Source organism: Haliscomenobacter sp. (assembly GCF_965225875.1).
Lineage (GTDB): Bacteria > Bacteroidota > Bacteroidia > Chitinophagales > Saprospiraceae > Haliscomenobacter.
Map to the genome: position 1 here is coordinate 600,405 of NZ_CBDDBS010000001.1, position 26,338 is coordinate 626,742.

Annotated in this window: 20 protein-coding genes; 8 read left to right on the forward strand and 12 right to left on the reverse strand. The window is 45.6% G+C overall.

Going from position 1 to position 26,338, the window contains the following annotated elements; translation table 11 throughout:
- Nucleotides 1-69: 69 nt before the first annotated feature.
- Both ACO08K_RS02380 and ACO08K_RS02385 read left to right on the forward strand, forming a co-directional pair.
- Nucleotides 70-2,418, forward strand: a complete 2,349-nt coding sequence (locus ACO08K_RS02380; RefSeq protein ID WP_421794789.1) for a TonB-dependent receptor — start codon at nucleotides 70-72, stop codon at nucleotides 2,416-2,418.
- Nucleotides 2,419-2,422: 4 nt separating this feature from the next.
- Nucleotides 2,423-3,328, forward strand: a complete 906-nt coding sequence (locus tag ACO08K_RS02385; RefSeq protein WP_421794790.1) for a DUF4249 domain-containing protein — start codon at nucleotides 2,423-2,425, stop codon at nucleotides 3,326-3,328.
- Between the two features lie 5 nt (nucleotides 3,329-3,333).
- On the opposite strand, the gene ACO08K_RS02390 is transcribed toward ACO08K_RS02385, so the two are convergent.
- The 4 genes from ACO08K_RS02390 to ACO08K_RS02405 form a co-directional block, all read right to left on the reverse strand.
- Nucleotides 3,334-5,523 carry a bifunctional alpha,alpha-trehalose-phosphate synthase (UDP-forming)/trehalose-phosphatase gene (locus tag ACO08K_RS02390; RefSeq protein WP_421794791.1) on the reverse strand — a complete coding sequence of 730 codons (2,190 nt, stop codon included), beginning with the start codon at nucleotides 5,521-5,523 and terminating at the stop codon, nucleotides 3,334-3,336.
- Nucleotides 5,524-5,710: 187 nt separating this feature from the next.
- On the reverse strand, nucleotides 5,711-7,099 hold the full coding sequence (locus tag ACO08K_RS02395) for a hypothetical protein (RefSeq protein WP_421794792.1): 1,389 nt from the start codon (nucleotides 7,097-7,099) through the stop codon (nucleotides 5,711-5,713).
- A 214-nt stretch (nucleotides 7,100-7,313) separates the two neighbouring features.
- Entirely contained in the window at nucleotides 7,314-7,838 is a 525-nt protein-coding gene (gene rpsP / locus ACO08K_RS02400) for a 30S ribosomal protein S16 (RefSeq protein WP_421794793.1), read from the reverse strand.
- 338 nt (nucleotides 7,839-8,176) lie between these two features.
- On the reverse strand, nucleotides 8,177-8,917 hold the full coding sequence (locus tag ACO08K_RS02405) for an SDR family oxidoreductase (RefSeq protein WP_421794794.1): 741 nt from the start codon (nucleotides 8,915-8,917) through the stop codon (nucleotides 8,177-8,179).
- A gap of 119 nt (nucleotides 8,918-9,036) precedes the next feature.
- Between ACO08K_RS02405 and ACO08K_RS02410 the strand changes: the two genes are divergently transcribed.
- Together ACO08K_RS02410 and ACO08K_RS02415 are read left to right on the forward strand one after the other, a co-directional pair.
- Entirely contained in the window at nucleotides 9,037-9,402 is a 366-nt protein-coding gene (locus tag ACO08K_RS02410; RefSeq protein WP_421794795.1) for a winged helix-turn-helix transcriptional regulator, read from the forward strand.
- 91 nt (nucleotides 9,403-9,493) lie between these two features.
- Nucleotides 9,494-9,865 carry a hypothetical protein gene (locus tag ACO08K_RS02415; RefSeq protein WP_421794796.1) on the forward strand — a complete coding sequence of 124 codons (372 nt, stop codon included), beginning with the start codon at nucleotides 9,494-9,496 and terminating at the stop codon, nucleotides 9,863-9,865.
- Nucleotides 9,866-9,912: 47 nt separating this feature from the next.
- Here ACO08K_RS02415 and ACO08K_RS02420 read toward each other — a convergent pair whose 3' ends face one another.
- Nucleotides 9,913-10,137: a hypothetical protein gene (locus tag ACO08K_RS02420; RefSeq protein ID WP_421794797.1), complete on the reverse strand. Its 225-nt coding sequence runs from the start codon at nucleotides 10,135-10,137 to the stop codon at nucleotides 9,913-9,915.
- Between the two features lie 179 nt (nucleotides 10,138-10,316).
- On the opposite strand from ACO08K_RS02420, the gene ACO08K_RS02425 reads away from it, so the two are divergent.
- The 3 genes from ACO08K_RS02425 to ACO08K_RS02435 all read left to right on the forward strand — a co-directional run bounded on the left by ACO08K_RS02425 (nucleotide 10,317) and on the right by ACO08K_RS02435 (nucleotide 12,931).
- Entirely contained in the window at nucleotides 10,317-10,619 is a 303-nt protein-coding gene (locus ACO08K_RS02425) for a helix-turn-helix domain-containing protein (protein WP_421794798.1), read from the forward strand.
- 111 nt (nucleotides 10,620-10,730) lie between these two features.
- Entirely contained in the window at nucleotides 10,731-11,981 is a 1,251-nt protein-coding gene (locus ACO08K_RS02430) for a type II toxin-antitoxin system HipA family toxin (RefSeq protein WP_421794799.1), read from the forward strand.
- 98 nt (nucleotides 11,982-12,079) lie between these two features.
- Complete coding sequence (locus tag ACO08K_RS02435) at nucleotides 12,080-12,931, forward strand: hypothetical protein (protein ID WP_421794800.1); 852 nt, start codon at nucleotides 12,080-12,082, stop codon at nucleotides 12,929-12,931.
- 310 nt (nucleotides 12,932-13,241) lie between these two features.
- Here ACO08K_RS02435 and nifJ read toward each other — a convergent pair whose 3' ends face one another.
- The 7 genes from nifJ to rpe form a co-directional block, all read right to left on the reverse strand.
- Nucleotides 13,242-16,811 carry a pyruvate:ferredoxin (flavodoxin) oxidoreductase gene (gene nifJ / locus ACO08K_RS02440; protein ID WP_421794801.1) on the reverse strand — a complete coding sequence of 1,190 codons (3,570 nt, stop codon included), beginning with the start codon at nucleotides 16,809-16,811 and terminating at the stop codon, nucleotides 13,242-13,244.
- Between the two features lie 27 nt (nucleotides 16,812-16,838).
- Nucleotides 16,839-18,464, reverse strand: coding sequence for an NAD(P)-binding protein (locus tag ACO08K_RS02445; protein WP_421794935.1), 1,626 nt, complete (start codon nucleotides 18,462-18,464; stop codon nucleotides 16,839-16,841).
- Between the two features lie 178 nt (nucleotides 18,465-18,642).
- Nucleotides 18,643-19,599 (reverse strand): metallophosphoesterase family protein, encoded by a 957-nt coding sequence (locus ACO08K_RS02450; protein WP_421794802.1) that lies wholly within the window; start codon nucleotides 19,597-19,599, stop codon nucleotides 18,643-18,645.
- Nucleotides 19,600-19,713: 114 nt separating this feature from the next.
- Nucleotides 19,714-21,375 carry a WG repeat-containing protein gene (locus ACO08K_RS02455; RefSeq protein ID WP_421794803.1) on the reverse strand — a complete coding sequence of 554 codons (1,662 nt, stop codon included), beginning with the start codon at nucleotides 21,373-21,375 and terminating at the stop codon, nucleotides 19,714-19,716.
- Nucleotides 21,376-21,533: 158 nt separating this feature from the next.
- Entirely contained in the window at nucleotides 21,534-21,710 is a 177-nt protein-coding gene (locus ACO08K_RS02460) for a hypothetical protein (protein ID WP_421794804.1), read from the reverse strand.
- A gap of 80 nt (nucleotides 21,711-21,790) precedes the next feature.
- Nucleotides 21,791-24,328 (reverse strand): TonB-dependent receptor, encoded by a 2,538-nt coding sequence (locus ACO08K_RS02465; RefSeq protein WP_421794805.1) that lies wholly within the window; start codon nucleotides 24,326-24,328, stop codon nucleotides 21,791-21,793.
- 58 nt (nucleotides 24,329-24,386) lie between these two features.
- Nucleotides 24,387-25,061 carry a ribulose-phosphate 3-epimerase gene (rpe, locus tag ACO08K_RS02470; RefSeq protein WP_421794806.1) on the reverse strand — a complete coding sequence of 225 codons (675 nt, stop codon included), beginning with the start codon at nucleotides 25,059-25,061 and terminating at the stop codon, nucleotides 24,387-24,389.
- Between the two features lie 785 nt (nucleotides 25,062-25,846).
- Between rpe and ACO08K_RS02475 the strand changes: the two genes are divergently transcribed.
- Nucleotides 25,847-26,332 (forward strand): hypothetical protein, encoded by a 486-nt coding sequence (locus tag ACO08K_RS02475; RefSeq protein ID WP_421794807.1) that lies wholly within the window; start codon nucleotides 25,847-25,849, stop codon nucleotides 26,330-26,332.
- The last annotated feature ends 6 nt before the right edge of the window (nucleotides 26,333-26,338 follow it).

The window sequence follows — 26,338 nt, forward strand, 5'->3', positions numbered from 1 at the left end:
TTCGTTACATTAAGCAAGGGATAGTTCAGCTAAGGTTTGAGCTATCCCTTTCAAACTAAGGAGAACTTTATGAGGAAAATGAAAATTTTCACTTTACTGATATTTTTTCAAAGCGTACTCAGCCACGCTGGCCTTGCCCAAAATACCACTCATACTTCAGGATATGTTAAAGATTTAAAGAGTGGTGAGCCACTCATCGGAGCAAACCTATGGCTTAGTCAGCAATCACATGGTGTAGCCACGAATACAGATGGTTATTTCAATTTAACTTCAGATAGAAACTTTCCAGATACGATCGTGATAAGTTATATTGGTTATCAAAGCATGATTATTCCATCTCCCAAAAAGGATACATTTATAGTCTTTTTTCTTCAAGAATCTGTAACACTAGATGAAGTGACCATTTATGGTGAAAATACTCAAAATGCCCGAGAACAATTTGGAATAACTACGCTGAGCGCTCAACAGATTAAACAAATTCCTGCCCTTTTGGGTGAAACGGACGTGATGCGCGCACTTCAACTTACACCAGGTGTACAAGGGGGGGCGGAAGGGACTGCTGGATTATTTGTACGTGGAGGATCTCCAGGCCAGAATTTGATTTTATTGGACGGGACTACCGTTTACAACACTGCTCATTTATTTGGCTTTTTATCCGTTTTTAATCCTGACGCAGTAAAAAACGTGAGTTTAATCAGAGATGGTTTTCCAGCTCGTTATGGGGGCAGGTTGTCTTCTGTGGTAGATGTAACGATGAAAGATGGAAATCGTGAAGAACATAAGCGGGAGCTTTCAGTAGGATTAATCAGTTCACGCTATTTGATGGAAGGGCCTCTAAAAGGCAATAAGACATCATACATGGCCTCAGCCCGTACTTCTTATTTGAGTTTGTTAACCCTACCCTTGTATTTACAGTTTAAAAGTGGTCAAATTAATGAGTTTCTCTCCTATTGGATGTATGATGTAAACGTAAAGATTACAACTGAGCTGAGCGAAAGAGAAAAGCTTTCCTTTAGTTTTTTTAATGGATACGACACATGGGCTTTGACTTCAAGAATTGCTGATGATCAGAGTCAAACCCGATTAAACTGGGGTAACTCAACTGCAGCTCTACGATATACCAAAGCAATGGGTAGTAATACATTTTTACAGAGTGTATTTAATTTCAATCAATACCGATACAATTTTTCGGCTCGTGTCCAAGAGCAACAGAGTGAAACCAGATTTTTGAACGCTTCGAATATCCGTGATTGGGCTTGGCACTCTACCCTTAGTTGGAAAATAAATGAGGCATTTTCAATTCAAACAGGGGTTGATTTAGCCAATCAAAGGCTTCGGCCTAATTTCAATCAATTCAGCGGTCCTTTTGAAGAGTTGGGGCTAGTCGATACGTTTAATATCCCTAACACTTTTTTAAACAATCTGGGTGTTTACCTTAGCCAACAATTTCGACCATTTCCAGGCCTCGTAATTGAAACAGGCTTGCGCTTGAGCAACTATTTTCTTACCAAGGATACACATTATTCCTACTTAGAACCCCGGCTCAAGATGAGTTTTAATTGGCAAGATAATGCACAATCTATTCAAGCTTCATGGAGTAGAATGAGTCAACCCTTACACTTGCTTTCAACCAATGGCGCTGGGCTTCCAAATGACATCTGGACGCCTCCATCTGATGGTTATTCACCAGAGCTTAGTCAACAATTTGGATTGGGTTATCTATGGAAAGCTTGGGATGCGGTATGGGAAGGCGGAATTGAAACTTATTACAAGCACATGTCGAATCTAGTCGACTATCGACGAGGATTAGACTATTATGAGGTTAGCGGTCGCCCATGGCAGACATTAGTTATTGGGCAAGGCAAAGGGGTTGCCTATGGCGTAGAATGCTTCATTCGTAAAAATTCAGGACGAATGAATGGCTGGGTATCTTACACTTGGTCTAAATCGAATCGCCAAACACCAGGTGTGAACGATGGTAATTGGTACCCTTTTAGATACGATCGTCGACATGACTTAGCGATTGTGATGAACTACCAAATTAATCCTGCATGGAAGTTTTCTACTACGTTTGAATATCAAACTGGTTTTGCTATCACCATGCCAATAGGCATTCAGCAAACTTTACAAGTAGATCAATCTTCTTATCCAAGTTTTATTTTTAGTGGCCGCAATAATGCTCGAATGCCTGATTATCACCGCTTGGATTTAGGATTTTCTCATTCAACAACGACAAAGAGAGGGCACGAAAGCATTGTTTCATTAGGGATGTACAATGCTTATGGGCGTCAAAATCCCTTTTACATCGACTACAAGGTTAAAAACACCTCTTCCAATGGAGATGTAACTGGAGGGTATTTTTTCCAACGTACACTTTTCAGATTTTTGCCTTATTTGACCTGGTCTATCAAATATTAACATCATGATCAAACCTATTTATATTTTCTTTTTGCTGATAATCGCTTCATCCTGTGAGAAGAATATTGAATACAAATTTGAAGACTTCCAAGCTCAAATGGTAGTCAATGCGTTTATCTCGCCTCAAGAAGGAATTCAAGTCCAAGTCTCGAGGTCGATTCCTCCTAATCAAGATGTTTTAAAGACAAAAATTTGGATAAATAACGCCAAAGTAAGTCTTTACTTAAATGAGCAGTTTATCATGCAAGTGCCTTTTCAAAAAAATGGTATCTATAAATCACCTATTGAAGACTTGAATCCAAATCAATCGAATAAGTACCATATTGTAGTAGAACATCCTGATTTTGGGAATGTTAGTTCTGAAGCTATTCTCATTCCTTTAGGGCCAATTGTTCTTTCTTCTACATTAGAACCTTCTCCTAACTTAAGCATCAATGGTGATCCTCAGTTACGTTGGGCCTTCAGGTTGAAAGATAGTTCTACAGAAGAAGGTGCTTATTTAACAGTGATCAATTTAAAAGATAGTCGAAATGCATATAGTGAATCTCCGCCAAATATTACACTGCTTAATATTAAAATTGGTCAATTTTGTGATTTGGTTTATACCTATGGCAATAACCTTCTCTTTAAGAATGAGTGTATTCGCGGGCAAGAAGTAGACCTGATTTTTGAATTTGATGTACCAAACAGGATTGGAGGTATTGGTCAAAATTTTACTCCCGATCTCATTGAATGCAAAATTTATACTGTGTCCAAAGACTTTTACGAATACTATCGAACCCAAAATCGCCCAGAAGATTTTGAACTGGCATTTTCCGATCCTGAACCATTATTTACCAATATGAAGGGTGGATATGGGGTGTTCCTGGCTTTTAACTATGCAGAATTTAGTTTTCCTATTCCAAAATAGGGTTCCTAAAACCCCGCCGTCACCAACTCCGCCAACAGCCCCCGTACCTCTTCCACATTCGCCAGTGTATAGCGCGCAGCACTTTGCTCCAACCCCACTTTCACCGTAAAGGAGCTATCCTCCGGCAGTACCCGAAACACATCCTCATCGGTGCGGTCGTCGCCGATGGCCAGCACAAAATCCCAGTCCTGCTCGTTGAGCCAGCTCAGAGTGGCTTTACCCTTGCTCACACTGGCGTGTTTGACTTCCACTACCTTGTTGCCTTCCAGGACTTGCAGGTCGAGGTTGGCAGTGATGTAGAGGAGTCCGTCGCGGATTTCACGCACGCGTTTTTCGCCCAGGTCACGATCGATGCGGCGGTAATGCCAGGCCAGAGAGTAATCTTTTTCTTCTACAAATGAGCCGGGAGTGCGTTCTACCAGATGCTCCAGCACGGGGCGAATGTCCGTTTTCCAGGTATTGGACAAACCGGGATTGATTTTCCACTGCCCGTTGCGTTTGATCCAAACGCCGTGTTCGCCAGCCATATCGATGCCAAGTGGCCCGAGCCAGGTCTGTAAGGTTTGGTGGTCGCGGCCACTATTGATGATCAATTTGTTGCCCACAATACTGCTCAATTGGCTCAACAGGCGCATCAAATCCGCGTCGGGTGCTACTGCTTGTGGATCGGGATGAAAGGACATCAGGGTGCCGTCGTAATCCAGAATGATCAAGCGGTTTTGGGCAGTCCGGTATTTTTCCAGTAAGGTATTGCGGTGGGGACCATGCAAAAGTACCATGTTGTTGAAGGCTTGTTGCTGTTCCATGAGTCGTTTTTGTTCCTGCACAAAAGTATTCGCCCAATGTTTGACATTGTAACGTTTGATGTGTTGTTGCATGGTTTCCATGCGCCACACCTGCTCATTTTCATTCATTTCCAGGGCCTGTTTGATCACTTCCGCCATCTTGTTGATGTCGTGCGGGTTGACCAGCAAGGCGGAGCTCAGCTCGTTGGCAGCACCAGCCATTTCGCTGAGGATGAGCACGCCATGTTTGTGTTCATCCTTGGCGGCGATGTACTCTTTAGCCACCAGGTTCATGCCATCCCGCAGGGGGGTGATCATCGCAATGTCTGCTACCTGGTATAAGGTACTCAACTCGTTAAAATTGAGGGAGCGGTACAGGTATTGGATGGGCATCCAGTCAAAAGTACCATAAGCACTGTTGACTTTGCCGACCAGGGTATCGATGCTCTGCTTGAGCTTGCGGTAATTGTCCACATTGGAACGGGAAGGTACCGCAATCAACACCAGCGAGACCTTACCAATGTATTGGGGATAGCGCTCAATGAACTGTTCAAAAGCCTTGATGCGTTGGGGGATACCTTTGGTGTAATCCAGTCGATCGATGGAGATGATAATGCGCCGATTCCGGGCCAGTTGTTTGATTTTGAACGAATCATCGTTGGCAAACAAATCGATACCGGGGTGAGCGTATTTTTCATAATCGATCCCCATGGGAAAAACGTCCACATTGATCAGGCGATTGCCTACCCGCAGTTTACCATACAAGTGCTCGTGCCCGCCTAGGCGGTAAGCCGCACTGAGGAAGTGCCGCATGTAGCCGAAGGTGTGAAAGCCAATTTGATCGGCGCCCAATAAACCTTTCAACAAGGCTTCGCGCCAGGGCAAGACCCGGAAAATCTCGTAAGAAGGAAAAGGAATGTGGAGGAAAAAACCAATCGAATTTTGGGGCGCAAACGCACGAATCATCGCGGGCAACAACATCAATTGGTAATCGTGTACCCAAATGAGGTCATCTGGCTGGATGATGGGTTTGAGGGCTTCCGCAAATTTTTGATTGACCAAACTGTAAGCCTCCCAATACTCATCCTGATAAGTGGTGTACTGCGTAAAATAGTGAAAGTGCGGCCAGATGGTTTTGTTGCTAAACCCCTCGTAGTAGAGTTCAATTTCTTTTTTGCTCAAAAAAACGGGAACCAAGCCATTTTTGAGGAGGTCTTCGCGAACCTGATCTTGAGCAAGAGGATCGACAATTTCTTCGCCGGGCCAGCCCACCCATACCCGTTCGAGGGAGTCATCCAGAGAGTTGAGTCCGGTAGCCAGGCCTCCCGCACTAGGCGAATAACTTAAACCCTCACCATTTTGCTGAATGGTGACGGGAAGTCGGTTGGAGATGATGACGATGCGGCTCATTGATTGGGAAGTTGAGGGGTTGAGGAGTTGAGAAGTTGAGGAGTTGACGCTCCGCAAGCGACTTTGACAATGACGCTGCGGCAGCCTCAACTTCTCAGCTTCTCAACTCCTCAACCAACAAAAAAGGCGAACCTGTAATCCGGCCCGCCTAGTAATATCTTTAGCTATTTTATTCAAAGCGTCTGGCTTATTCAGCCTTTTTCTTCCGCCGGGTTTTGAACATTTCAACGACTTCTTTTTCCTTGAGGAAGCCGAAGTCAACGAAAGCAGAAGCGACAAATTTCTTGATGTCCTGATAGTCCTTACCCCGCTTGTCGACGAATTTGGTCAGGGCACGGGTAACGAAGTTCATCGACAAATCTTTCAAGCCCTGGTTGAACTGTTCGTTCACAAAAATGCGCATGTAGACCGAGAATTGTTTCGAAATGTCGAACAAATCGGGATAATGGCGCTCTTCCAGGTTGCTGATGAAACGGTTGAAGTATTGGAAAACGGTTTGCCGCACACATTCGTTGATGGTTGACATCCCTTCGTGTTTGTTGTAAAACACTTTTACCGCTTCATGAGCTTCTTCGTTGATGTAGCCTTTATCGTGAACGATGTCGAGCAATTGGTAGTATTCGCTCAACTTGTCGTTGAAGGTTTTGTCCACAATCGCCGACATTTTTTTATCAGCTTCGGGCAAAATTTTGAGTATTGGGTGATGGTGCAATTCCATCAAAAAATGCAGGAAACGCTCGCTGAATCCTGTTGATTTTTCCCGAACTTTATTAAAAATGTTGCTCAGTTGCTTGCGGCTGGCATCACTCAGTTCGTAGAACATCGCGTAGATGGCCATCACCTGCATGTGTTCGGTAGTGCCTTGCAACGATTCATTGGTTACGAACTTGTCCAGCGGCTCCAACAAACTGGTATTGTTCACCTTGACCGAGGCCCGGTGAATCAAAAAGTTTTTCAATGGGTTGAACAACACTGGAAGGTCTGCGGCAGTGGTTGGGAAGTCCGCAGTATGAAAATGATCGTTGCGGAATTGGTTGTGGTAACGATCCAAGCCCACCTTACGATCGCTGTCCCGACGGTAACGATCCAGCTTTTGCCCTTGCAGGTAATAGCGGATGCGTTTGTTGGTGATGCTGTTGATCAGGTTGGTGATCCAGATGTCGCTGCTCAAGGCAAAACCAATCTGGATGGTTTGTCCAATCCGCTTTTTGAGGATTTCGAAGTTGGTAGAGCTGCAAATGGCCAACAGAATGTCCTTAAAGTGCTCCTGTGGGCGCACGTATTTGACTTGGTCATTCACCTCCCCGCGCAGCACTGAATAACCCAGGATTTTGGGTAAAAACAGTCCCTCGAAAATCGGGTCGAGCAGTACCAATTCAAAGGAGATGAGTTGCAATGGATTGTCTTTTGCAACCGCTTCGTAAATATGGGCGATGCGTGGTTCGTATAACTCTTTCAGGCGCGTGAAGTCTTCTTCCTCTTCGCTATCCAGGTACCGGGCCAGTTCGTCAGACTCTTGAATTTCGGAGGCAATGGTTTCCAGTTCTTCCAAGTATTGCTGATCGAGTTCGTACATATGCCTGCTCTTTTTAAAGGCAAACCTGATAGTGCAACTTAAAGCACTACCAGGTTCGCGATATATTAATGATTAAAGTATAGCCTTGTTGGGTAGGACAAAATTTGTCCGGTATTGGAACAAAGATAAATCCTTTGGGGCGAATCTCCAAATGAAAGATTCAAGAGTTTTATTCAGGGTTCGGAGTCTGAATCCGAACCCTGAATGACACTGCTTATTCAGCAGTTTCTTCGCTGGTTTCTTCAGCAGCAGTTTCGTCAGCAGTTGCCTCGGTCACTTCTTCTTCTGCTTCAGCTACTGGCTCTTCTACTACGGGTACGGGTTTAGCCTTGGCTACACCAGATACTGCCAGGCGGAAAGCTTCTTTCTCCTCAGCAGTTTTTTGTACACGAGCAGCGGTTTTCGACTCCTTGGCGTCAACCCAAGCTTGGAATTTCTCCGTTGCTTCTTCAATGGTCATAGAACCTTTGGCAACCCCACGCATGAGGTGCTTGCGGTAATATACTCCTTTGAAACGCAAGATCGCACGAACGGTATCGGTAGGCTGAGCACCTTTGGTTACCCAATCATAAGCGCGGTCACGATCGATTTCGATGGTGGCAGGCTTGGTCATTGGGTTGTAAGATCCCAGGTTGTCGATGAAACGTCCATCACGAGGAGAGCGAGAATCGGCTACCACAATTTGGTAGAATGGGCGCTTTTTGCGGCCCATGCGCTGCAATCTAATTTTAACAGCCATTGTTGGTTAACAATTACAAGGTTAAACCATAACCTACTTACCTTGACGAACAAGCGGTAGGTCTTGAGCGCGGCAAATGTACAAGGAGTTTGGGGATTTTGCAAGAAGTTTTAAAAAATAATAAATTGGCTGGTAAGCTCCCTGTTTTTGCGCAGCATACTTATATCTGCTTGGTGGTCCATATGCGAAAATTCGGAATGACGAATATAACCCCTAATCAAACTTGAAGGCACTCATGGACAAGTTTTTCCATTGAAAGGCTTCATAAATGGTTCCGTGGGAAACAAATAAACTTGGTTGAGTATGGGCTGACATAGTTGTTCTGAAATTTTGATGGTTTACAGGATGCCTCCATTTATTTGAATAACCTGACCGTTTATCCAACTCATCTCAGGCATACACAATTGAACGGTAGCATGAGCCACATCGGCCACCGAACCTAAACGACCCAATGGTGTTTGAGCCACCAACATATCGACCATTTCTTTTGGAGCGACTAAACCTTCTGTTTGGGTAACTCCCGGAGAAACAACATTCACCGTAATCTGTTGATTTCCTGTTTCTTTCGACAATGACAGGGCGAATTTTTCTATAGCTGCTTTTGCACCTGCATAGGCACCACTGGCGGGTTGTGGCATGGCCGCTGCACCACTACTGAATACAATGATTTTACCGCCTTCATTCAGGCTTAATGCGGCTTTTTGCATGGCAAAATAGTGCCCGCGGACCGCATTAAACATGCTGTCAAAAGCTGCTTCACCCATGAAGGCTGTAGGCATAAAAGCAGCAGGAGGAAATGCTACCCCGATGTAAATGTCAGGTTTACCCCCAAAGTTGTTTGAAATAAAATCAAACGCCCCGGCCATTTCTTCTTTATTGGTGATGTCCGCTTTCATAGCCAGTACAAAGGGATTGATTTTTTTTGCTTCCGCTTCAGTGTTTTTTGCTTCCTGTTCTTTGCTTGAATAAGTAAACAAAATATGGGCTCCCTGCCTTGCCAACTCAAGTACAATTTCTTTACCAATTCCACGGCTGCCACCAGCTACGATTACTTTTTTACCATCCAATCGCTTTGTCATGTAAAATATTTTTTTGGTGAGTTGCAAAAATAAAGGAGTAGCTATACATTTGATAGTGGTTACTACAAAGTATACTATTATGCTTTTAGAAAGTAATGCTTAAAACCAATAGCTTAGCCATGAAAAAAAATGAAAAAAATATTTGCGCTGTCACCCATGCAATGTCCATTATCGGTGGTAAATGGAAAATTGTGGTGATCAGCAATCTGGTAAACAAGGGTACACTCCGTTACAAAGAGTTGGAACGTGCTATTCCCGAGGTAACCCCCAAAATGCTGGTCAAGGTGCTGAAAGAATTGGAAGAGGAAAAGTTAATTGTCCGTACCGTATTTGCCGAAGTTCCTCCCCGTGTTGAATATTCAATTACCCCACTCGGATTGTCATTGAACAACTTAATTTTAGAAATCAACAAATGGGGCGAATACCATCTGGCCAGCAGAAGCGAAAAGCCCCTAACTGCTGAACGAAAAACTTGTTTAAGTTAACCTAGGTGCAGTGGGTTGAAACAGAAAAGCAGGATCTTTGCATTATGATTTCCCCTCTCAAAAAGAGGACGTTCTGAATTAAATCTAAAAAATGACTGCACTCCAACTGGTTTATGCCGCCAACATCATCGTTGCTGGCTACATAGGAATTACCTCTTTGTTTTTCCCAAAATTGTCTGCTGCTACGGTTTTCCAAAATGCTTATCCTAGCTCCGACATCATTCGACTGGTAGGTTGTTTGTGGTTAGCTATTGCTGTTTTATCACTGTTTGGACTTTGGCGCCCTTTTGTTTTTTCTCCAGTGCTTTTGCTGCAACTGATTTACAAGGGTTCCTGGCTGCTCGTAGTGGCCATTCCGGCAATCAAAAACAATCAATCCTATCCATCAGGAATGGCAGCGTTTTTTTTGGTTTGGGTACTGGTTTTACCTTTTGTCATTCCCTGGGCGGAGTGGGTGAGGTAGGATTTGAAGAAAGGCGCTCCTCAGGGCATGCTTGGGCTGATGGAAACTTAAAACAACAGCTTAGCCAAATCGACTCCAACGGCACTGCACCAAGAGGAATTTTCTTTTTGTTCGCCCTTTTGAAGGTCGTACTTGTACCAAATCCCCAGTTTATAATCGTAAATGAAGCCTTCGGGGATATCGTTTACTTGCATCAGTTCCTGAAGTTTTTGGGCATCCTTTCTAACTCCTTGAGTGTGGGTAATTTCGATGATCGCTTTGGTCAAATCCATCTGGGTATGGATCTTGGTAAACTCTAAGTTCGCGCTTTCCTCGCTTTTTTCAAAAATGTCCAGTAGTGTGAACGTGCACATTTATCTTTGGAAAAAAGGATTGTAGACCAAAAGCATTGAATATTATGTTGTTTATTTTATGCAAAATTGATAAATTTGCTAATAATAAACAACATTCTATGAAAAGCAAAAAACAAATACTCTTCCCAAAGCATTTAAAAATCTTCGAGCAAGTTGGCCAAAACATCAAATTAGCCCGAAAAAGACGAAAGCTGACTACCATACAAGTTGCCGAAAGAGCGGATATCAACCGAGCCACACTTTATCAAATCGAAAATGGGAACCCAGGGGTGTCAATGGGTGCTTATTTCAATGTACTGCGCGTTCTGGGACTACAGGATGATTTTTTAAAATTGGCTGCAGACGATGAACTGGGCAGGAAACTTCAGGATTTGGAACTTTTAGGGGCGATAAAAAAATAAATGTTCATTTTTCCCGAGGATTAGATAAGTAAACGGTTCAATTTAAGTGTCTTATCTAATCCTCGGGAAAAATGAACATTTATTTTTGCCCCACTACTTAGGCCAAGAGAAATGAGCACAAACAAGACGGATATTTGGGTTTACGCCCACTGGCAGGGGATGAAAACACCCAAAATGGTAGGTATTCTTTCGGCACATCAGGCGAAAGGTAAAAAAGCTTTTAGCTTCGAATACGCCCGGGACTGGGTACAATCAAAGGAACAGTTGTTGCTGGATCCCGACATCGGCTGGTTTAGCGGTCCACAATTTCCTAATAGCAAAGAAAACTTCGGCGTTTTTCTCGACTCCATGCCCGACCGTTGGGGGCGTACCCTCATGAAGCGCAGGGCGGCACAATTGGCCAAAGAAGCAGGGAAACCCACCCCAACGCTTTATGACATTGATTTTTTACTCGGTGTCCAGGACGAAAGCCGCATGGGAGCCTTACGCTTCAAAACTGATCCTGATGGTCCGTTTTTGAGCGATGCGGCTCAATATCCCATTCCCCCCATTTCTTCCATCCGGGAATTGCAGCAGGCAGCCCAGATCATCGAGTCGGATACAGAAAACAAAGAAATCAAAAAGTGGCTGGCCATTCTGGTTGCCCCGGGGTCATCATTGGGTGGTGCACGCCCTAAGGCCAATGTACGCGATGAACAAGGGCACGCCTGGATTGCAAAATTTCCTTCACAACACGACGAAGTTGATAAAGGAGCCTGGGAGTTTCTGCTCTACAAACTCGCTTTGGGGGCGGGAATAGTCATGGCAGAATCCAGAATGATGAAAGTAAATGGCAAATACCATACTTTTTTGACCAAACGTTTTGACCGAATGCAAGGTGAACGCATCCACTTTGCTTCAGCAATGACCATGACTGGAAACAATGAAGAAACGCTCAAAACATACACCCCAAGTTACCTGGATTTGGCTGAGTTCATCCGTTTTTCTGGAGCAAACATCACGGCTGATCTGCACCAGTTGTGGCGACGCATTGTTTTTCATATTGCAGTTTCAAATGCCGATGACCACTTGCGGAATCACGGTTTTTTATTGTCCTCAAGTGGCTGGAGCCTTAGCCCGGCCTACGACCTCAACCCCTCCACCGATAAGGATGGACTGGCCTTGAACATTGATATGGACAACAATGCTCTGGATTTTGAACTGGCAATAAGTGTTGGGCAATACTTCCAATTGACGCTACCTGAAATGAAAGTTATTCTGGAGCAAGTGAAAAGTGTGGTCAGCAACTGGCGAAAAGTAGCCACTCAAATCGGGATTGCTAAACAGGAACAAAATTTGATGGAAGCTGCTTTTCGCTGGTGAAGGAGTTCATGTTGTTTTTCTGTTCGATTGATCGGATGAATACTTAGGTAAGCAGGTAAACAAATTTTAACCTCCCGGAACTTTCCCACTCCGACAAGATGTTAGAGGCTATTATGGAATACAAAATTAAAGACCACGGCGATGGGCTGGAACTGCAAGCGGCAGATTTCATCTCAGTTAATATCCCTGCTTATGAATCCATTTGGCAAAAATTCATAGGCCACCAAGGGAATGGACAAATGGCTACGATGAAAAAAATCACTCCAGCTGATGGGGCAATAAGACAGAACTTTGCTCAACATCATTACACAGTTCTGGAGTCTTTATATTTCATGCAACTAATTGTAGATGAAGAATCTAAAACCAAGCAGATTAATTCGTTTGAAGATTACAGAAAAGCAAGCAATCAGATAATGGCTTATCATGCTTATTCTGGCCGATTAAGAGATAATATCGAAAAATGTTTTTATTTAATAGGCCAGGAAAATGAAGCAAAAAAAGCATGTAATAAGCTAAATACTTTCTATCATCAACGCCATGTTTTTATTCATGGTCGAAAGGTTCCGTTTTCAATTACTACTGACGACAAACTTTTCAAAATTGCTCATATTAAAAGAGATACAGACTCGAATCAAGGGTTTGGACTTGAAATGTCTTGGAATTCGATGAATAGCCCAGACGACTTTATTTATCTGGAAGATGCATTAAAAACGTCTATTGATGAGTTAAAGCATCTGGTAAATGATTTGCTTTATAAATTACTGACCTTTGTATTAGACTTCATCGAATCGAGGAATTTGGAAATAACTCCTCCAGAATCCAATAATTATACTCCAGAATCACCTAATAATGTATACACCGCAACCTCAGGTTCGAATTTTGGCTTCCAAAATTCTTCAGGATGCTTTTATGAAAAAGATAAATCCACAGATTTTAGTCTTTATTCATGAGGTAACGTCTAACATTCGTCATCCAGAATTGGGGGGTGACAAACCGCGAATGCGGTTAAATTTATAATAGCCCCGGTCGTCCGGGGTCATTTTGGTAGCAAAAAGTTTCGCAACCGCGGATGCGGTTGAATTTTTTGCCCAATTATGTTCAACCACTGCCGTGGTTGCCGCCAATTTGACCCAACTATTTACCCCGGACGACCGGGGCTATTCTAAATTCAATCGCTCCGCGATTAGGATTATGACCGATTTTGACTTTTCAAAAATTCGGGATCACTCATGACTTGGGTGACAAATAAATATTCCTCCCCTACGCCATCGGCTGAAACGCCTCCGCCTTCCACCCTGCCATATTCTCATAATTCTGCCAACGCAAGTCCACAATTTCCTGCGCCAATTGCATCAAATATTCGGCCTCGGTGGGGTTGGTACGCTGCAAATCTTTATAGCGCAATTCCCGGTACGCGTATTCAGTCAATGGAATAACTGGTCGTGGAGAATCCAGCACAAAAGGATTTTTCATCGCCTTGCGCAACATCGGATTGTAGCGAATCAGCGGCCAATACCCCGAGGCTACGGCCAGGTTTTGCTGATCCATTCCTTTTTCCATGTCAATTCCATGGGCGATACAGTGGCTGTAGGCCAGGATCAAAGATGGGCCGGGGTAGGCTTCTGCTTCGCGCAGGGCCAGCAAAGTTTGTTGCGGATTGGCGCCCATAGCAATTTGCGCCACGTAAACGTTGCCGTACGAAATGGCTTGCATGGCCAGGTCTTTTTTGCCCACCCGTTTCCCGGCAGCAGCAAATTTTGCGGTAGCCGCCGTGGGGGTTGCTTTGGACATTTGGCCGCCAGTGTTGGAATACACCTCGGTGTCCATCACCAATACGTTGATGTCCTTACCGCTGGCCAGGGCATGATCCAGGCCAGAGGAACCAATGTCATACGCCCACCCATCACCACCTACCAGCCATACGCTGCGGCGTACAAAATACTCGCTGATGGAGCGGAGGTGATCCGCGTCCGGATGCTGCAAGTTGGCTAGGAGGGCATTCAAATGTTCTACCCGGTGGCGTTGCAGGGCAATTTCGGATTCCGTTTTTTGACTGGCATTCAGGATATCCTTAATCAGACTGGGGTCGATTTGCCCCTGCATCCGTTGAAGCAAATCCTTGGCCATTTCCACGTGTTTGTCCACCGAAATGCGCATGCCCAGACCAAATTCGGCATTGTCTTCAAAGAGTGAGTTCGACCAGGCGGGGCCACGGCCATCGGAGTTCTTTGTCCAGGGTGTGGTAGGCAAGTTCCCACCAAAAATGGAGGAGCAACCCGTAGCATTGGCCACAATCAGACGGTCGCCAAACAATTGGGAAACAGTGCGCAAATAGGGCGTTTCACCGCAACCTGCACAAGCACCTGAAAACTCAAACAAGGGCTCCAAAAATTGCACCCCCCGCACCAGCGAGTAGTCAATTTTGCCCCGCTCGTTGTAAGGCATGCTTTCAAAAAAGCGGATATTTTCCCGTTCTTTTTCCAGCACCGGGGCTTTGGGTGCCAGGTTGATGGCTTTGCGCTCAGAGGATTGGGTATCCACTACTGGACAAGCTTCTACGCAGAGGTTGCAGCCGGTGCAGTCTTCCAGGTAAACCTGCAAAGTATAGCGCGTTTCAGGAAAACCGCGGGCGTTGATGGGTGCAGAAGCAAATCCTTCCGGTGCTTGTTGTAAGTTTTGTTCGTGGTAAAATTTGGATCGAATCACGCTGTGGGGGCAAACAAAACTACAGTTACCGCACTGAATGCACAGATCGGGTTCCCAGATCGGGATCAGGTCGGAGATGTTGCGTTTTTCCCATTTGGTGGTGCCACTGGGGTACGTGCCATCGATTGGCATGGCGCTCACGGGCAAATCATCGCCCCGACCATCCATCATCATGGCGGTCACTTCGCGTACAAATTGTGGTGCCGCTGACGAAACAATTTCCGGGAACTCACTTTGGCTGCCCGCCTCTGGCATCTCGGCCACCTCGTACAAATGGAGCAGGGTTGCGTCCACCGCTTTGAAGTTTTGCTGGACAACTGCCTCACCTTTTTTGCTGTAGGTTTTTTTGATCGCGTGTTTGATCTCGGCAATGGCGTCCTCACGCGGTAGTACCCCCGACAAGGCGAAGAAACACACCTGCATGATGGTGTTGATGCGATTGCCCATGTCCACTTCTTCGGCCACTTTGGAGGCGTCGATCACATAAAAACGCAGCTTTTTGTCCAAAATGGCCGCCTGAACGGGATGGGGTAAATTTTCCCAAATCTCATCTGGGCCATAAGGGCTGTTGAGCAAAAAAGTACCGCCGGGTTTGGCGTACTGCAACATGTCCACTTTTTGCACAAAATTGAACTTGTGGCAGGCGATAAAATCAGCTTCCCGGATCAGGTAAGGTGCCCGGATGGGATTTTTGCCAAAACGCAGGTGGGAAACCGTCTGGGAGCCGGATTTTTTGGAATCGTACACAAAATAACCCTGGGCATGCAACTGGGTATTTTCCCCAATGATTTTGATGCTGTTTTTATTGGCACCTACCGTACCATCTGCACCGAGGGCAAAAAACAGGGCCTGGGTCAAATCCCGATCCTCCAGATCTAATGCATCGTAGGACAAACTACTGCCTGAAACGTCATCGTTGATCCCGATGGTGAAGTGGTTTTTGGGCTGGTCTTTTTTCAATTCATCAAAAATACCTTTGACCATCCCCGGGGTGAATTCTTTGCTGGACAAGCCATAACGCCCTCCAATCACTTGTGGCAACTGAGCCCAAAGCCCTTGGGATTGGCCTTCTACCAGCGCCGTAATCACGTCTTGGTACAGGGGCTCACCCGCTGCGCCAGGTTCTTTGCAACGATCCAGTACCGCAATTTTTTTCACCGATGCGGGTATGGCGGCCAGCAAGTGCTGCATGGAAAAAGGTCGGAACAAACGGATTTGAATCACTCCAATTTTTTCACCCTTGGATTGCAAATGTTTACAAGTTTCGATGGCCGTTTGAGCGCCAGAGCCCATCAGGATGATCACCCTTTCGGCATCTTCAGCCCCGAAGTAGTCAAAAAGTCGATACTGGCGGCCCGTTAAAGCGGCGAAGTGGTCCATTGCGCGTTGGACAATCTCAGGGGTACGGGCGTAAAAGGGGTTGACCGTTTCGCGCCCCTGGAAATAGACATCGGGGTTTTGAGCGGTACCCCGTACCATCGGCCGTTCCGGGCTGAGCCCCCGTTGGCGGTGGGCGATGATGTCTTTTTCATCAATCATTTTTAAAATGACCTCGTCAGGAATCAGGCTAATTTTATTGACTTCGTGCGAAGTTCTAAACCCATCAAAAAAATGGATGAAGGGCAAGCGGGCTTTTAGGGTGGATGTCTGAGCGATCAAAGCCAGGTCGTGCGCTTCTTGTACCGAGGCCGAACAAAGCATGGAAAAACCCGTGCTCCGAGCCGCCATCACGTCGCTGTGGTCGCCAAAGATGGACAAGGCCTGGGCGGCCAAGGACCGGGCGGCTACATGAAATACCGCACTGGTCAACTCGCCGGCAATTTTGTACATGTTGGGCAACATGAGCATTAAACCCTGGGAGGCAGTAAAGGTGGTGGTCAAGGCACCTGTTTGCAGCGCACCGTGCACTGCACCTGCCGCCCCCCCCTCACTTTGCATTTCGATGACTTCGGGTACATGCCCCCAAATATTTTTTACTTTTTGAGCCGACCATTCATCAGCCAGTTCGGCCATGGTGGAGGAAGGAGTAATGGGATAAATGGCACAAACCTCATTGACGCGATAAGCAATGTAGGCGGTTGCTTCATTGCCATCGATGGTCACTTGTTTATTGGACTTTGACATGGTTTTGTGGTTGATTCGGGTGAATAATCAGGCAAAATCGGCGACCATTTCGATGGCGTGACAAGGGCATTGCTCAAAGCAGACCGCACAGCCGGTACACTTGTTCAGGTCAAAGCGGTAGCGATTGCCTTTGCCCAATTTGATGACCGCATCTTCCGGACAAGCACCGTAGCAGCCGTCACATTCAAAGCAGTTGCCGCAAGACAGGCAACGTTGAGCTTCAAAACGGGCCGCTGCTTCGGACAAACCACCTAGTACTTCCCGAAAATCCTGCACGCGTACTGCCTCTGCCACTTGGGGTTGAGGACTTTGAGGTGCAAAAGTTTTGTACCAAATGTGAAGGCGTTCAAAACCGACCACTGGGTGTTTTGGCGCTTTTTGATACGTAGTATTTCGCAAAAAAGCATCGATGTAGCGGGCAGCCTTTTTGCCATGACCTACCGCTACGGTTACAGTTCGTTCGCTGGGAACCATGTCGCCGCCGGCAAAAACACCTTTCGCCCCGGTCATCATGTCGGGGCCTACCACTACCCTACCATCGTTGTCAAAGCTGATGTCAGGGATGTTTTTTAAAAAGGAAATGTCGCTGTCTTGTCCCAGGGCCAGGATCAGGGCGTCGGCTTCCAGGGTTTCAAATTGCCCTGTACCGACGGGTTTGCCCTCGGCATTGACTTCCATCACTTCCACCTTGATTTCCTGCTCATTGATTTCCTTGATGGTCCGCAGCCAATTGATTTTTACACCTTCGGCAAGGGCCTCGTCCGCTTCAAAGGAGTGGGCAGGCATGTGTTCGCGGTCGCGGCGGTAAATGATTAGGGGTTCATAGCCCAGGCGTTTAGCGACCCGAGCGGCGTCCATGGCGGTATTGCCCCCGCCGTAGATGGCTACCTTGCGGCCTAGTTTGGGCGCATTGCCCGTTTCGGTATCTTTTAAAAAGGTGAGGGCATCGAGGATTTGGCCAGCATCGCGAGAGGGGATGTCCACTTTTTTGGACAAATGGGCGCCAACTGCTACAAATACCGCATCAAAAGCTCCGGCTTCTTTTTCCTCTAGGAGATCTTCCACTTTATGGTTGAGGGTCACTTTGATGCCCAGATTGACGATGCGTTGGATTTCTGCATCGAGGATGTTGCGCGGTAGCCGATACGGTGGAATACCAAAGTGCATCATGCCACCCAGCACCGGTCCAGCTTCGCGGATTTCCACCTCGTGACCCGCCCGCCGCAGGTGATACGCAGCGGAAATGCCACTTGGGCCGCCGCCTACGATCAGGACTTTTTTACCCGACAAGGGTACATTTAGTTCAATCTGCCACCCTTCCTCCAGTGCTTTATCTCCCAAAAAACGCTCGATGGCGTGGATGCTGACGGGGGTGTCGATAAAGCTGCGGTTGCAGTGGTCTTCACAGGGGTGGTAGCAAACCCGGCCATGTACTGCGGGCAGGGGGTTTTCTTCTACGAGTTTTTGCCAAGCTTCGGCGTAGCGGCTTTCCTGCGCAAGCCCGAGCCAGGCCTGGATGTTTTCACCAGCGGGGCAGGCATTGTTGCAAGGCGGCAAATAATCGATGTATTGAGGAATTTGAGAACGCAAGGCCCCGGTTCCTTCGCTATGCGATTGGAGGTCGGAGGGTTGCACCAGGTCTTTATCTAGCATCGGCATGACATACTCATTCAAAGGGTGAATGCTTGAAGCTTAAGTACCCGCTCACAATGAATGATCTGGCACTTTTCATGCCTAAGGTCTTGCTTATTGGAAGGGCGGCAAATGAGGAAGGTCAGTGGGTGGGGGTGATTTTAGCCGAATTAAAATTTGAGCATATTTTTTCTTCCTATTAATACTCCATCTCAAAGCCTGAAATCTGAGCAGCGATAGGATCATTCACTTTTTGTACAATACCCATTTCGGCTGGGCCAGGGCCAATGAATTCGCTTTCCTTTTTTTCCAGGTGGATGAGCCCTTTGGCCGGATCAATTTCCAAAAATGTAAACAGGGGGTCTTTGTACGGAATGGTGCTCCGCAGAATGGGATATTGCTTGTCGATGGCTTCGCTCAAACGAACCCGCTGGTATTGTTCCCCCACCCAACGATAAGAAGCGCTGTTGATTTGGCAATAATGGATGCCATTGATTTGGGTGAGGTAGTTCGTATGGTTGTGGCCGCTAAGGCAGGCGATGATTTTTTGGAAACCTGCTTTTTGATTCTCCGCTTCCAGTACCGCTTGAATTGCTTTGGCATTGTGTACCCCGGCGGAAGGATCTTCCAGGGTCTGATGCGAAAAAACCAGTGTTGGTGCTTTGGCTTTTTCCAAATCCGCCTTTAACCATTCCAGTTGCTCCCCACCGATGTAACGGTTGTAACCGGACCAAGGTTTGGGATTAGGATCATTTCCGTCTAGAAAAACAAAATGGAATCCCTTGAGGTCAAAGGAGTAGTAAGGGCTTTGCATACCATAAAAATTCATGGTTTGCTGCCGGGTAAAACCTCCATCCATATCGTGATTGCCCAATAGGTGGTACTTGGGGCCAGGGTAGGCATTCCAAAGATTGAGGAAGTTTTGATTTTTGGGTATGGGCTGGCAAAAATCGCCCATTTGCAGGATGAAATCGGGTTTGCGTTTTTGGGCCGCTTTAAGAAAGTTGGCCAGCCGGGCATCGGCATCGTACATGAGGTCTTTGTGGATGTCGGCGATGAGGCCGATGCGGATTTTTTGGGGTTTCCCCAGTGGGAGATCCAGCAGGAAAGGGATGCTGATTAGAGCGGTGTTTTTGAGGAAGGTGCGTCTTTGCATGGTAAGGGCGATAACATTTTCATTCAAAAATAAGCATTGAAGGCCTAAGGGCTTGGGTTTTCAAATGAAACAATTGTTAAGTTTGACTGAGCGCCCGGCAAAAAACTGGCCCTTCTACCAATCCAGAAGCCCCCATTTTCCGTCGATTTTGCCCCATAAAGTGTTGCTGCTTGCCAAAAACTCCAAGCCGCTAAAGATCGGCGGCAACTCTTTTTTATACCCATTAGAGGCGAGGCCAATCTTCCCAGCTTTTTTATACAAAACCCCGCCTGGAATAAATCCGCCATCACAATCAGATTGTGGGTCAGTAAGTGCTTTGCCTTCTTTATTGTACATTACAAAATTGCCAAAACCATTAACAAAAGAGACAAATGGTTCTTTTGTTTTAGGGTCAATAAATAATTGGACAACATATTGAATACCGTCAGAGGCATAACTTTGAACCAGTTTGAGGTCTTTATCGAAAAGATACATTTTTTGCTTTTTTGGGTTAGAACTCACCAAATAATCACCATCCAGGTTAACCCATTCAAATTCTTCATCCAGTATTCGCTCTCCCTTCAGGTTGAAAAACATCCATTTATCGTTTTTCTTACCTATAAAAAAACGATCCCCAAAAAATTCGATTCTTTCAAATTGGGGCGCAATAAGTTCTTTACCATCCCTATCAATGATTCCCATTTTTGAAGGGTATTCTCCTTTTTTTCCAACACTAAAAAAGTGTTTTGAAGCATCTCCAAATTCTAATCCGTCCAATTTTTTTAAAATATTTCCAAGTGTATCTATCAATACTGGAGTTTCCGATTGTTTTAATTTGGCAAAAGAAGAATACCCGTTTTTAAATTCATAAACGGTTGAGAACTTATTTGCAGGGATGACAATCTCACCTCGTTGGTTCATTAAGTAGTACGATCCATTTTTATACAGCTCGATGAATTTGGCATCAACATCAAATGGAATAATTGCGGGTGTAACGTATCCCAGGACCTTATTCCGAGCGATTACCTCAAATGAATCTCTGGATTTCCCAATCAGCATCAGCCCTGACTTTAACTTGATTGAATCCATCCATAAATTGTAATTCTTGTATGGATTTTCAAATGTCTCCTTTGGCTCCTTTTTATATGCCCAAACACTATTGTCCAAATCCAAAGAAAGTTGCCATTTATTGCGCAAGCCCTTAATGTTCTCATACTCAGGGGAGACCAATATATTTCCTTGAACATCTGCTATTCCAAACATTAGTTCCTTGCCACTTTTCCCATAATCTTGGAAAACAACCTGTCCAACTAGTGAATCATACTCTTCAATGTGCTTTGCCTTAAGAAAAGGTTGAATTTTCCACAATAATCCATCTCTGTTGGATTTATTGGTAGTGATGTCCTGATACTCTAATTTTTTGCTAATGAATGGGTAAAGAAATCGGATAGACTCTAAAGAAATCGTCACAGCATCAATAAAATACCATTTCTTAGCAGTATTTGGTGCAGATAATGCAATTATGTTAGAGTGGTATGTGGCACTTGAATCTGCTGATTTAACCAGGAGATCATAGTACAATGCACATTGGGCAATTTGATCTTCAATGATGATTTCACCAGGAGAACTAAGGGTAAACTTGAATTCGCTTGGAGTTGTTTTTTTGCCTTTACCTTTAAGCACCTTCTTCAAAGCCTCCACTCCACCGATCATTTTTACAACTTCAGGGTGCATGTAAGGCAACATTGTCTCAATGTCGTTATTAATGGAGGCATTTACGAATTTATTCGCCTCCATAATTATACTCTGTTTAATCCCGAGCGTATCAATTTGACAACTGATTTGTGTAAAGAAAAACAAGCAGATCATTGTTAGGATTCCGCTTCTGAGACAATAAAAATGTTTCATTCTGCTAAAAGTTAAGGTTCAATCCTGTTTTTTACTCCTGAAGGCCCCTACCGATGCGGATGCTCCAATATCTCCTCCTGCTCCGACCGATGCACAATCGGCACCCCCAACGCATCCAGCAAAAAGGAGATGATGATCAGCAGGATAAAAAAAATCAGCACCTTGCGCCCAAAGCTCATCTTGGGGGCAGAAGGAGGTGGCGGTGGAGTGTGTGATTTGGCCATAATTGAGTGATGAACGATGAATGATAAATGATGAATCAGAGCCAAACATTCAGAACTCATCATTTATCATTCATCACTAATTAAAAGTCCATCCTCAATCTCAAGTTGATCCTCCGGGAGGTCAAATAAGTGGGAATGGCATATTGTTGTTGAAAAATAGTTTTGATCCAGTTGTTGCCCGCTTGGTTTTGTACGTCGAGGAGGTTGAACACTTCGAGGCTGAGCCAGGAGTTGCGGGTAAAGCCCAGGTAGTGGTTGGGTTTTTTGGCCGCCATTTTGAGGCGATCCCACATTTGGATGGAAAAACCAATGTCGACCCGGTGGTAGGGGTTGAAGCGATAGGTGTTGCGATATACGATGTTGTTGCCACGCAAACCGTAGGGAAGCCCACCACCTACGGTGAGGTTCAAGTGCATTTTGAAGTTTTCGTTTTTCGGCAGGTAATCCTGGAAAAACATGGAGAGGTTGAAAAAGCGGTCGGTGGGGCGGGGTACGTCCTTGACCGGGGTCGCTTCCTCCTGGCCTATTTCCCGCACCAGGTGTTGTACGCCCAGGATGCGCTCGCGAGCACGCAGGAAAGAGAGGTTGATGTAGGATTCGGCGCCGGGTACAAATTCACCGTTCATCCGCAAATCCAGGCCCGTGATGTATCCTTCCGAATCGTTGAGCCCGGAGTAACGGATGCGCACGTTTTCAATTTCATACGAGACCATATCCCAGAGCGACTTGTAATAAGCCTCCCCGATTAGGCGGAATTTTTTGGGGTTTTGGCCCATGTAAAAATCATAGGTCAAACCGGCCACCAGGTGCAGCGATTTTTGTGCTTTGAGATCGGTGTTGACCGAGCCATCGGGTGCCCGCATTTCGCGGTAAAAGGGTGGTTGCACGTACAAGCCTGCGGCCAGGCGATAGGAGATGTCCTTTTCACCCTTCAGAGGTTTGTACAACAACTGCGCCCGTGGCGAAACCAACATTTCCTGGTTCAAATCCCAATAGGTGGCCCGAACTCCCGCCGAGATGCGCCATTCTCCCTTGCCGTTGTTGCGGAAGGTGTAAGTATCCTGAAAAAATCCGTTGACCCGATTGGAACTGAGCTGGTTGCTGGTTTTGAGGACGTTGAAGAGGTAAATATTCGCCGTATCGTAAGGGATGGAATACCCAGCTGAATCCAGGCGCTCCCATTCGTTGATGCGGTCGTTGATGTTTTCCTGCTGGTATTTGAGCGCCCATTGCAAGAAGTGACTGCTGGTGACTTCGGAATTGGTATGGGTAGTTTGAAATTCGATGCCACCCCGGTGCTCCAGGTTGGTCACATCAATGTTGAGGAAGTTGCGTACATAGAGGTGTTGGGTTCCGGTGCCCAATTCGGCAATGACATCCCCAAAATTGCCGCTGCCAAAATTGGCCTCAATTTCCCGCAAGCTGTAATCCCCGATGATGTCAAAGCGTTCGTTCTCATCCGAGCGGAAACGAGAGCCCAGGAGTTTTAAAAACAGGGGATTGCGTTTGCGATCGGGTAGGTAGGTAAGCGATAATCCGCCCATGGAAGTGGTAAAATCGTCAACTTCCCGGCCTTCAAATACGGTGTACAATTGCAGAGCGTAGTTGATCAAACCAAAAGCGCTTGAGCCTTCCTCCGGGATAAAACTGTATTTTGAACGGTTGTAATTGCCCAGGAAACCTACCTGCAAGTCGCGGGTAATGTCGTAGGTAAGGTAAGTTTGAATGTCTGCAAAATTGGGGACGTACTCCCCTTTGACATCAAGAGAACTCAACAAATAACGGTTGGTTTTGTAGCGTGCCCCCGCGAGGTAGCGAAAACGCCGGAAATTGTCCTTCCCGGTTTTAAAACTGCCTTCAATATGGGTAGAACCGCCCAAAAAACTGGCCGCCGCAGAAGCCCGCAAACTATCCGGCCGTTTGTACTTGATGTCGAGTACCGAAGATTGTTTGTCACCATAACGCGCCTCGAAACCTCCTGAAGAAAAGGACAGGTCGCGCATGAGGTCGATGTTGGGAAAACTCAAACCTTCCTGTTGCCCAGCCCGGATCAATTGGGGGCGGTAAATTTCAAAGTCATTGACGTACACGAGGTTTTCATCGTAGTTCCCCCCACGTACATTGTATTGAGAGCTGAGTTCACCTCCCGTACCGCTACTGGTGCCCAAGGCAATACTTGGCAAGATACTTTCCAGGTTGCCTGTAGTGGTAGGTAGTACTTTAAATTGATCAACCCCTTCACGCACCATACCCGCCGTTTCGAGGCGGCTTTCCCGCACAACAAACTCAATGTCAGAGTCGATGGGCGCCAATTCTAAGTCGATTTGTTTGGCACTGCGGGGCGGCATGGCTTTGACATTTACGACAGATTCCTTGTAGCCTACCCTGGAAAAAACCAATTCCAGATCGCGGTTAGCGGGTACATCAAGACTGTAGCGGCCATTTTCAGCACTGGAAGTATTGATCTGGGTACCCCGAACATAGATGGTGACCAATTCAACCATCTGGTTGTTGGAGCCGTCTTTAACCGTTCCAGTGATGCGGGCCAGGTTGTCTTCCTGAGCGGTGGCAGACAATGTCAGAAGTATCGAAAAAGCAAAAAGTAGGATTCTTTTCATGTCAATGATGTTCTAATGTAGAGACGTAGCGTGCTACGTCTCTACAGGGGCAGCCGCCCTAAAATTTATACACCTCCTCTCCGATCGCCTTCAGTTGGGCGATGGTGGCTTCAGGATCTTTGGCTGCAAAAACACTATTGCCCGCCACCAGTACATTGGCACCAGCTTTGAGCAATTCTTCCGCGTTCTGTAAGCCAACTCCACCATCAATTTCGATCAGCGGATTGAGGTTTCGCTCTATCAAACGATCTTTTAAGCGGCGGATTTTAGGAAGGGTGCGATAAATGAATTTTTGTCCGCCAAAACCCGGATTGACTGACATGATCAAAATCAAATCCACATCTTCCAGGATATCGTCCAGGAGTTCCACCGGGGTATGTGGATTCAACGCTACTCCAGCTTTGGCCCCACTGGCTTTGATTTGCTGGATTGTGCGGTGAAGGTGCGTACAGGCTTCGTAGTGCACTGTTATCACATCGGCACCCCGGTCGCGAAACTCAGAAATGTATTTTTCGGGTTCTACGATCATTAAATGGACATCAATGGGTTTTTGGCACAGTTTTCGCACTGCTTCCAATAGTGGGAATCCGAATGAAATATTCGGTACAAAACGCCCATCCATGACATCGAAGTGTAACCAATCGGCTTGACTGCGATTGACCAAGTCCATTTCGGCGGCCAATTGAGTAAAATCAGCGGCGAGAAGCGAAGGCGCAACGAGGTGTTGGCTCATTTAAGAAAAAATTTTATATAATACTTGAATGTTGTAAAGAAAAGCTTTATTTTGCACTTGCTTTGAGACAAAAATAAAAAAACCGGTCGGGTAACCCAACCGGCTTTCCAAAAAGAGCTTTGAGAGGCTATCTACATACCAAGGACATCTCGTTTGACATCCTAAAAAAATCTTTGAGAAACAAAAATTGTTTTGTTCACGGGATTATAAATGCGTTTTTAACTGAGGTTCTGTTTTGTCGTCCTGATTGTTAGTAGTTGATCGCTTATTTCCTTCTGACAATACAAATGTCTTATCTTTTTTCTCCACTGCTAAGTACATCTTTTCAAATTACTGGTTTTTTTATCCTCATTGAATCTAATCCATCTATTTAATTATCAATTCATTAAACCAATTTAAAATCTCCTTTTTTAAGGAAGTTCACTCCTCTTTTTTTCTTTTAAAAAAGTGATTTTTTCCCGTTTTTTAGTTTTTGCCCAGCAAATGGGATTATAAAAACACAAGTGTGCAACTTACGCCTTAATATATAGAGCCTCGGCTTGAGTCCAGAGATCAGGTGCCTTGAAAAAAAAAAGGCCAAAACTTGACAAGTTGACGACATAGTTTTTACATTTGTAGCTAATTGTTTGTAATTCTTTTGATTCGAGAAAAAATCGTCCTACAGTATTGATCATTCTTTTGGGTTCTCCTGATTGATCTAGTTATCGTTTCCTCCCTTACTGGCTATTTACCTGCTCACTGAAATACGTTGAGCTTTCTCAAAACCGATTTTGATCAGTGCTTGTATGAATATGTATCGTTTTTTGGTAATGTGCCTGGTATGCAGCGCTTGTAGTTCCAAAGAGTTGCCGTTCGAAGATGAAGGCAATCCCCTTTTGGCTGAAAGCAAGCAGCTCAATTGCACCAATCAACGTTATGAACGTACCATCGATTCGCTTTGGGATGTAGTTTCTACTCGCCTCGATCAAGTATTACCGGATACCATGCCTCCTGGTCGCAGGGAGAACATGATCCAAATCCGCAATGCTGGTCTTTTGAAGCAATTCAAAATTTTTTACACCACGCTTGATACGGTTTCCCTGAATTTGATTACCCGCAGTGGGCAAATTGATTCTTTAATCGCACTACAGGTAATGGAACTAAAAGTGCAGCGAGAGACACATGAAAAACGGGTGTTGGATTTTTTGATAAAAGTGGAACAACAAAACCCTCAGGCAGCCCTGCAATGGAACAAAAAATTCTTGCATGCGGCCAAAGAGGCTTGTCAATAACCTGAT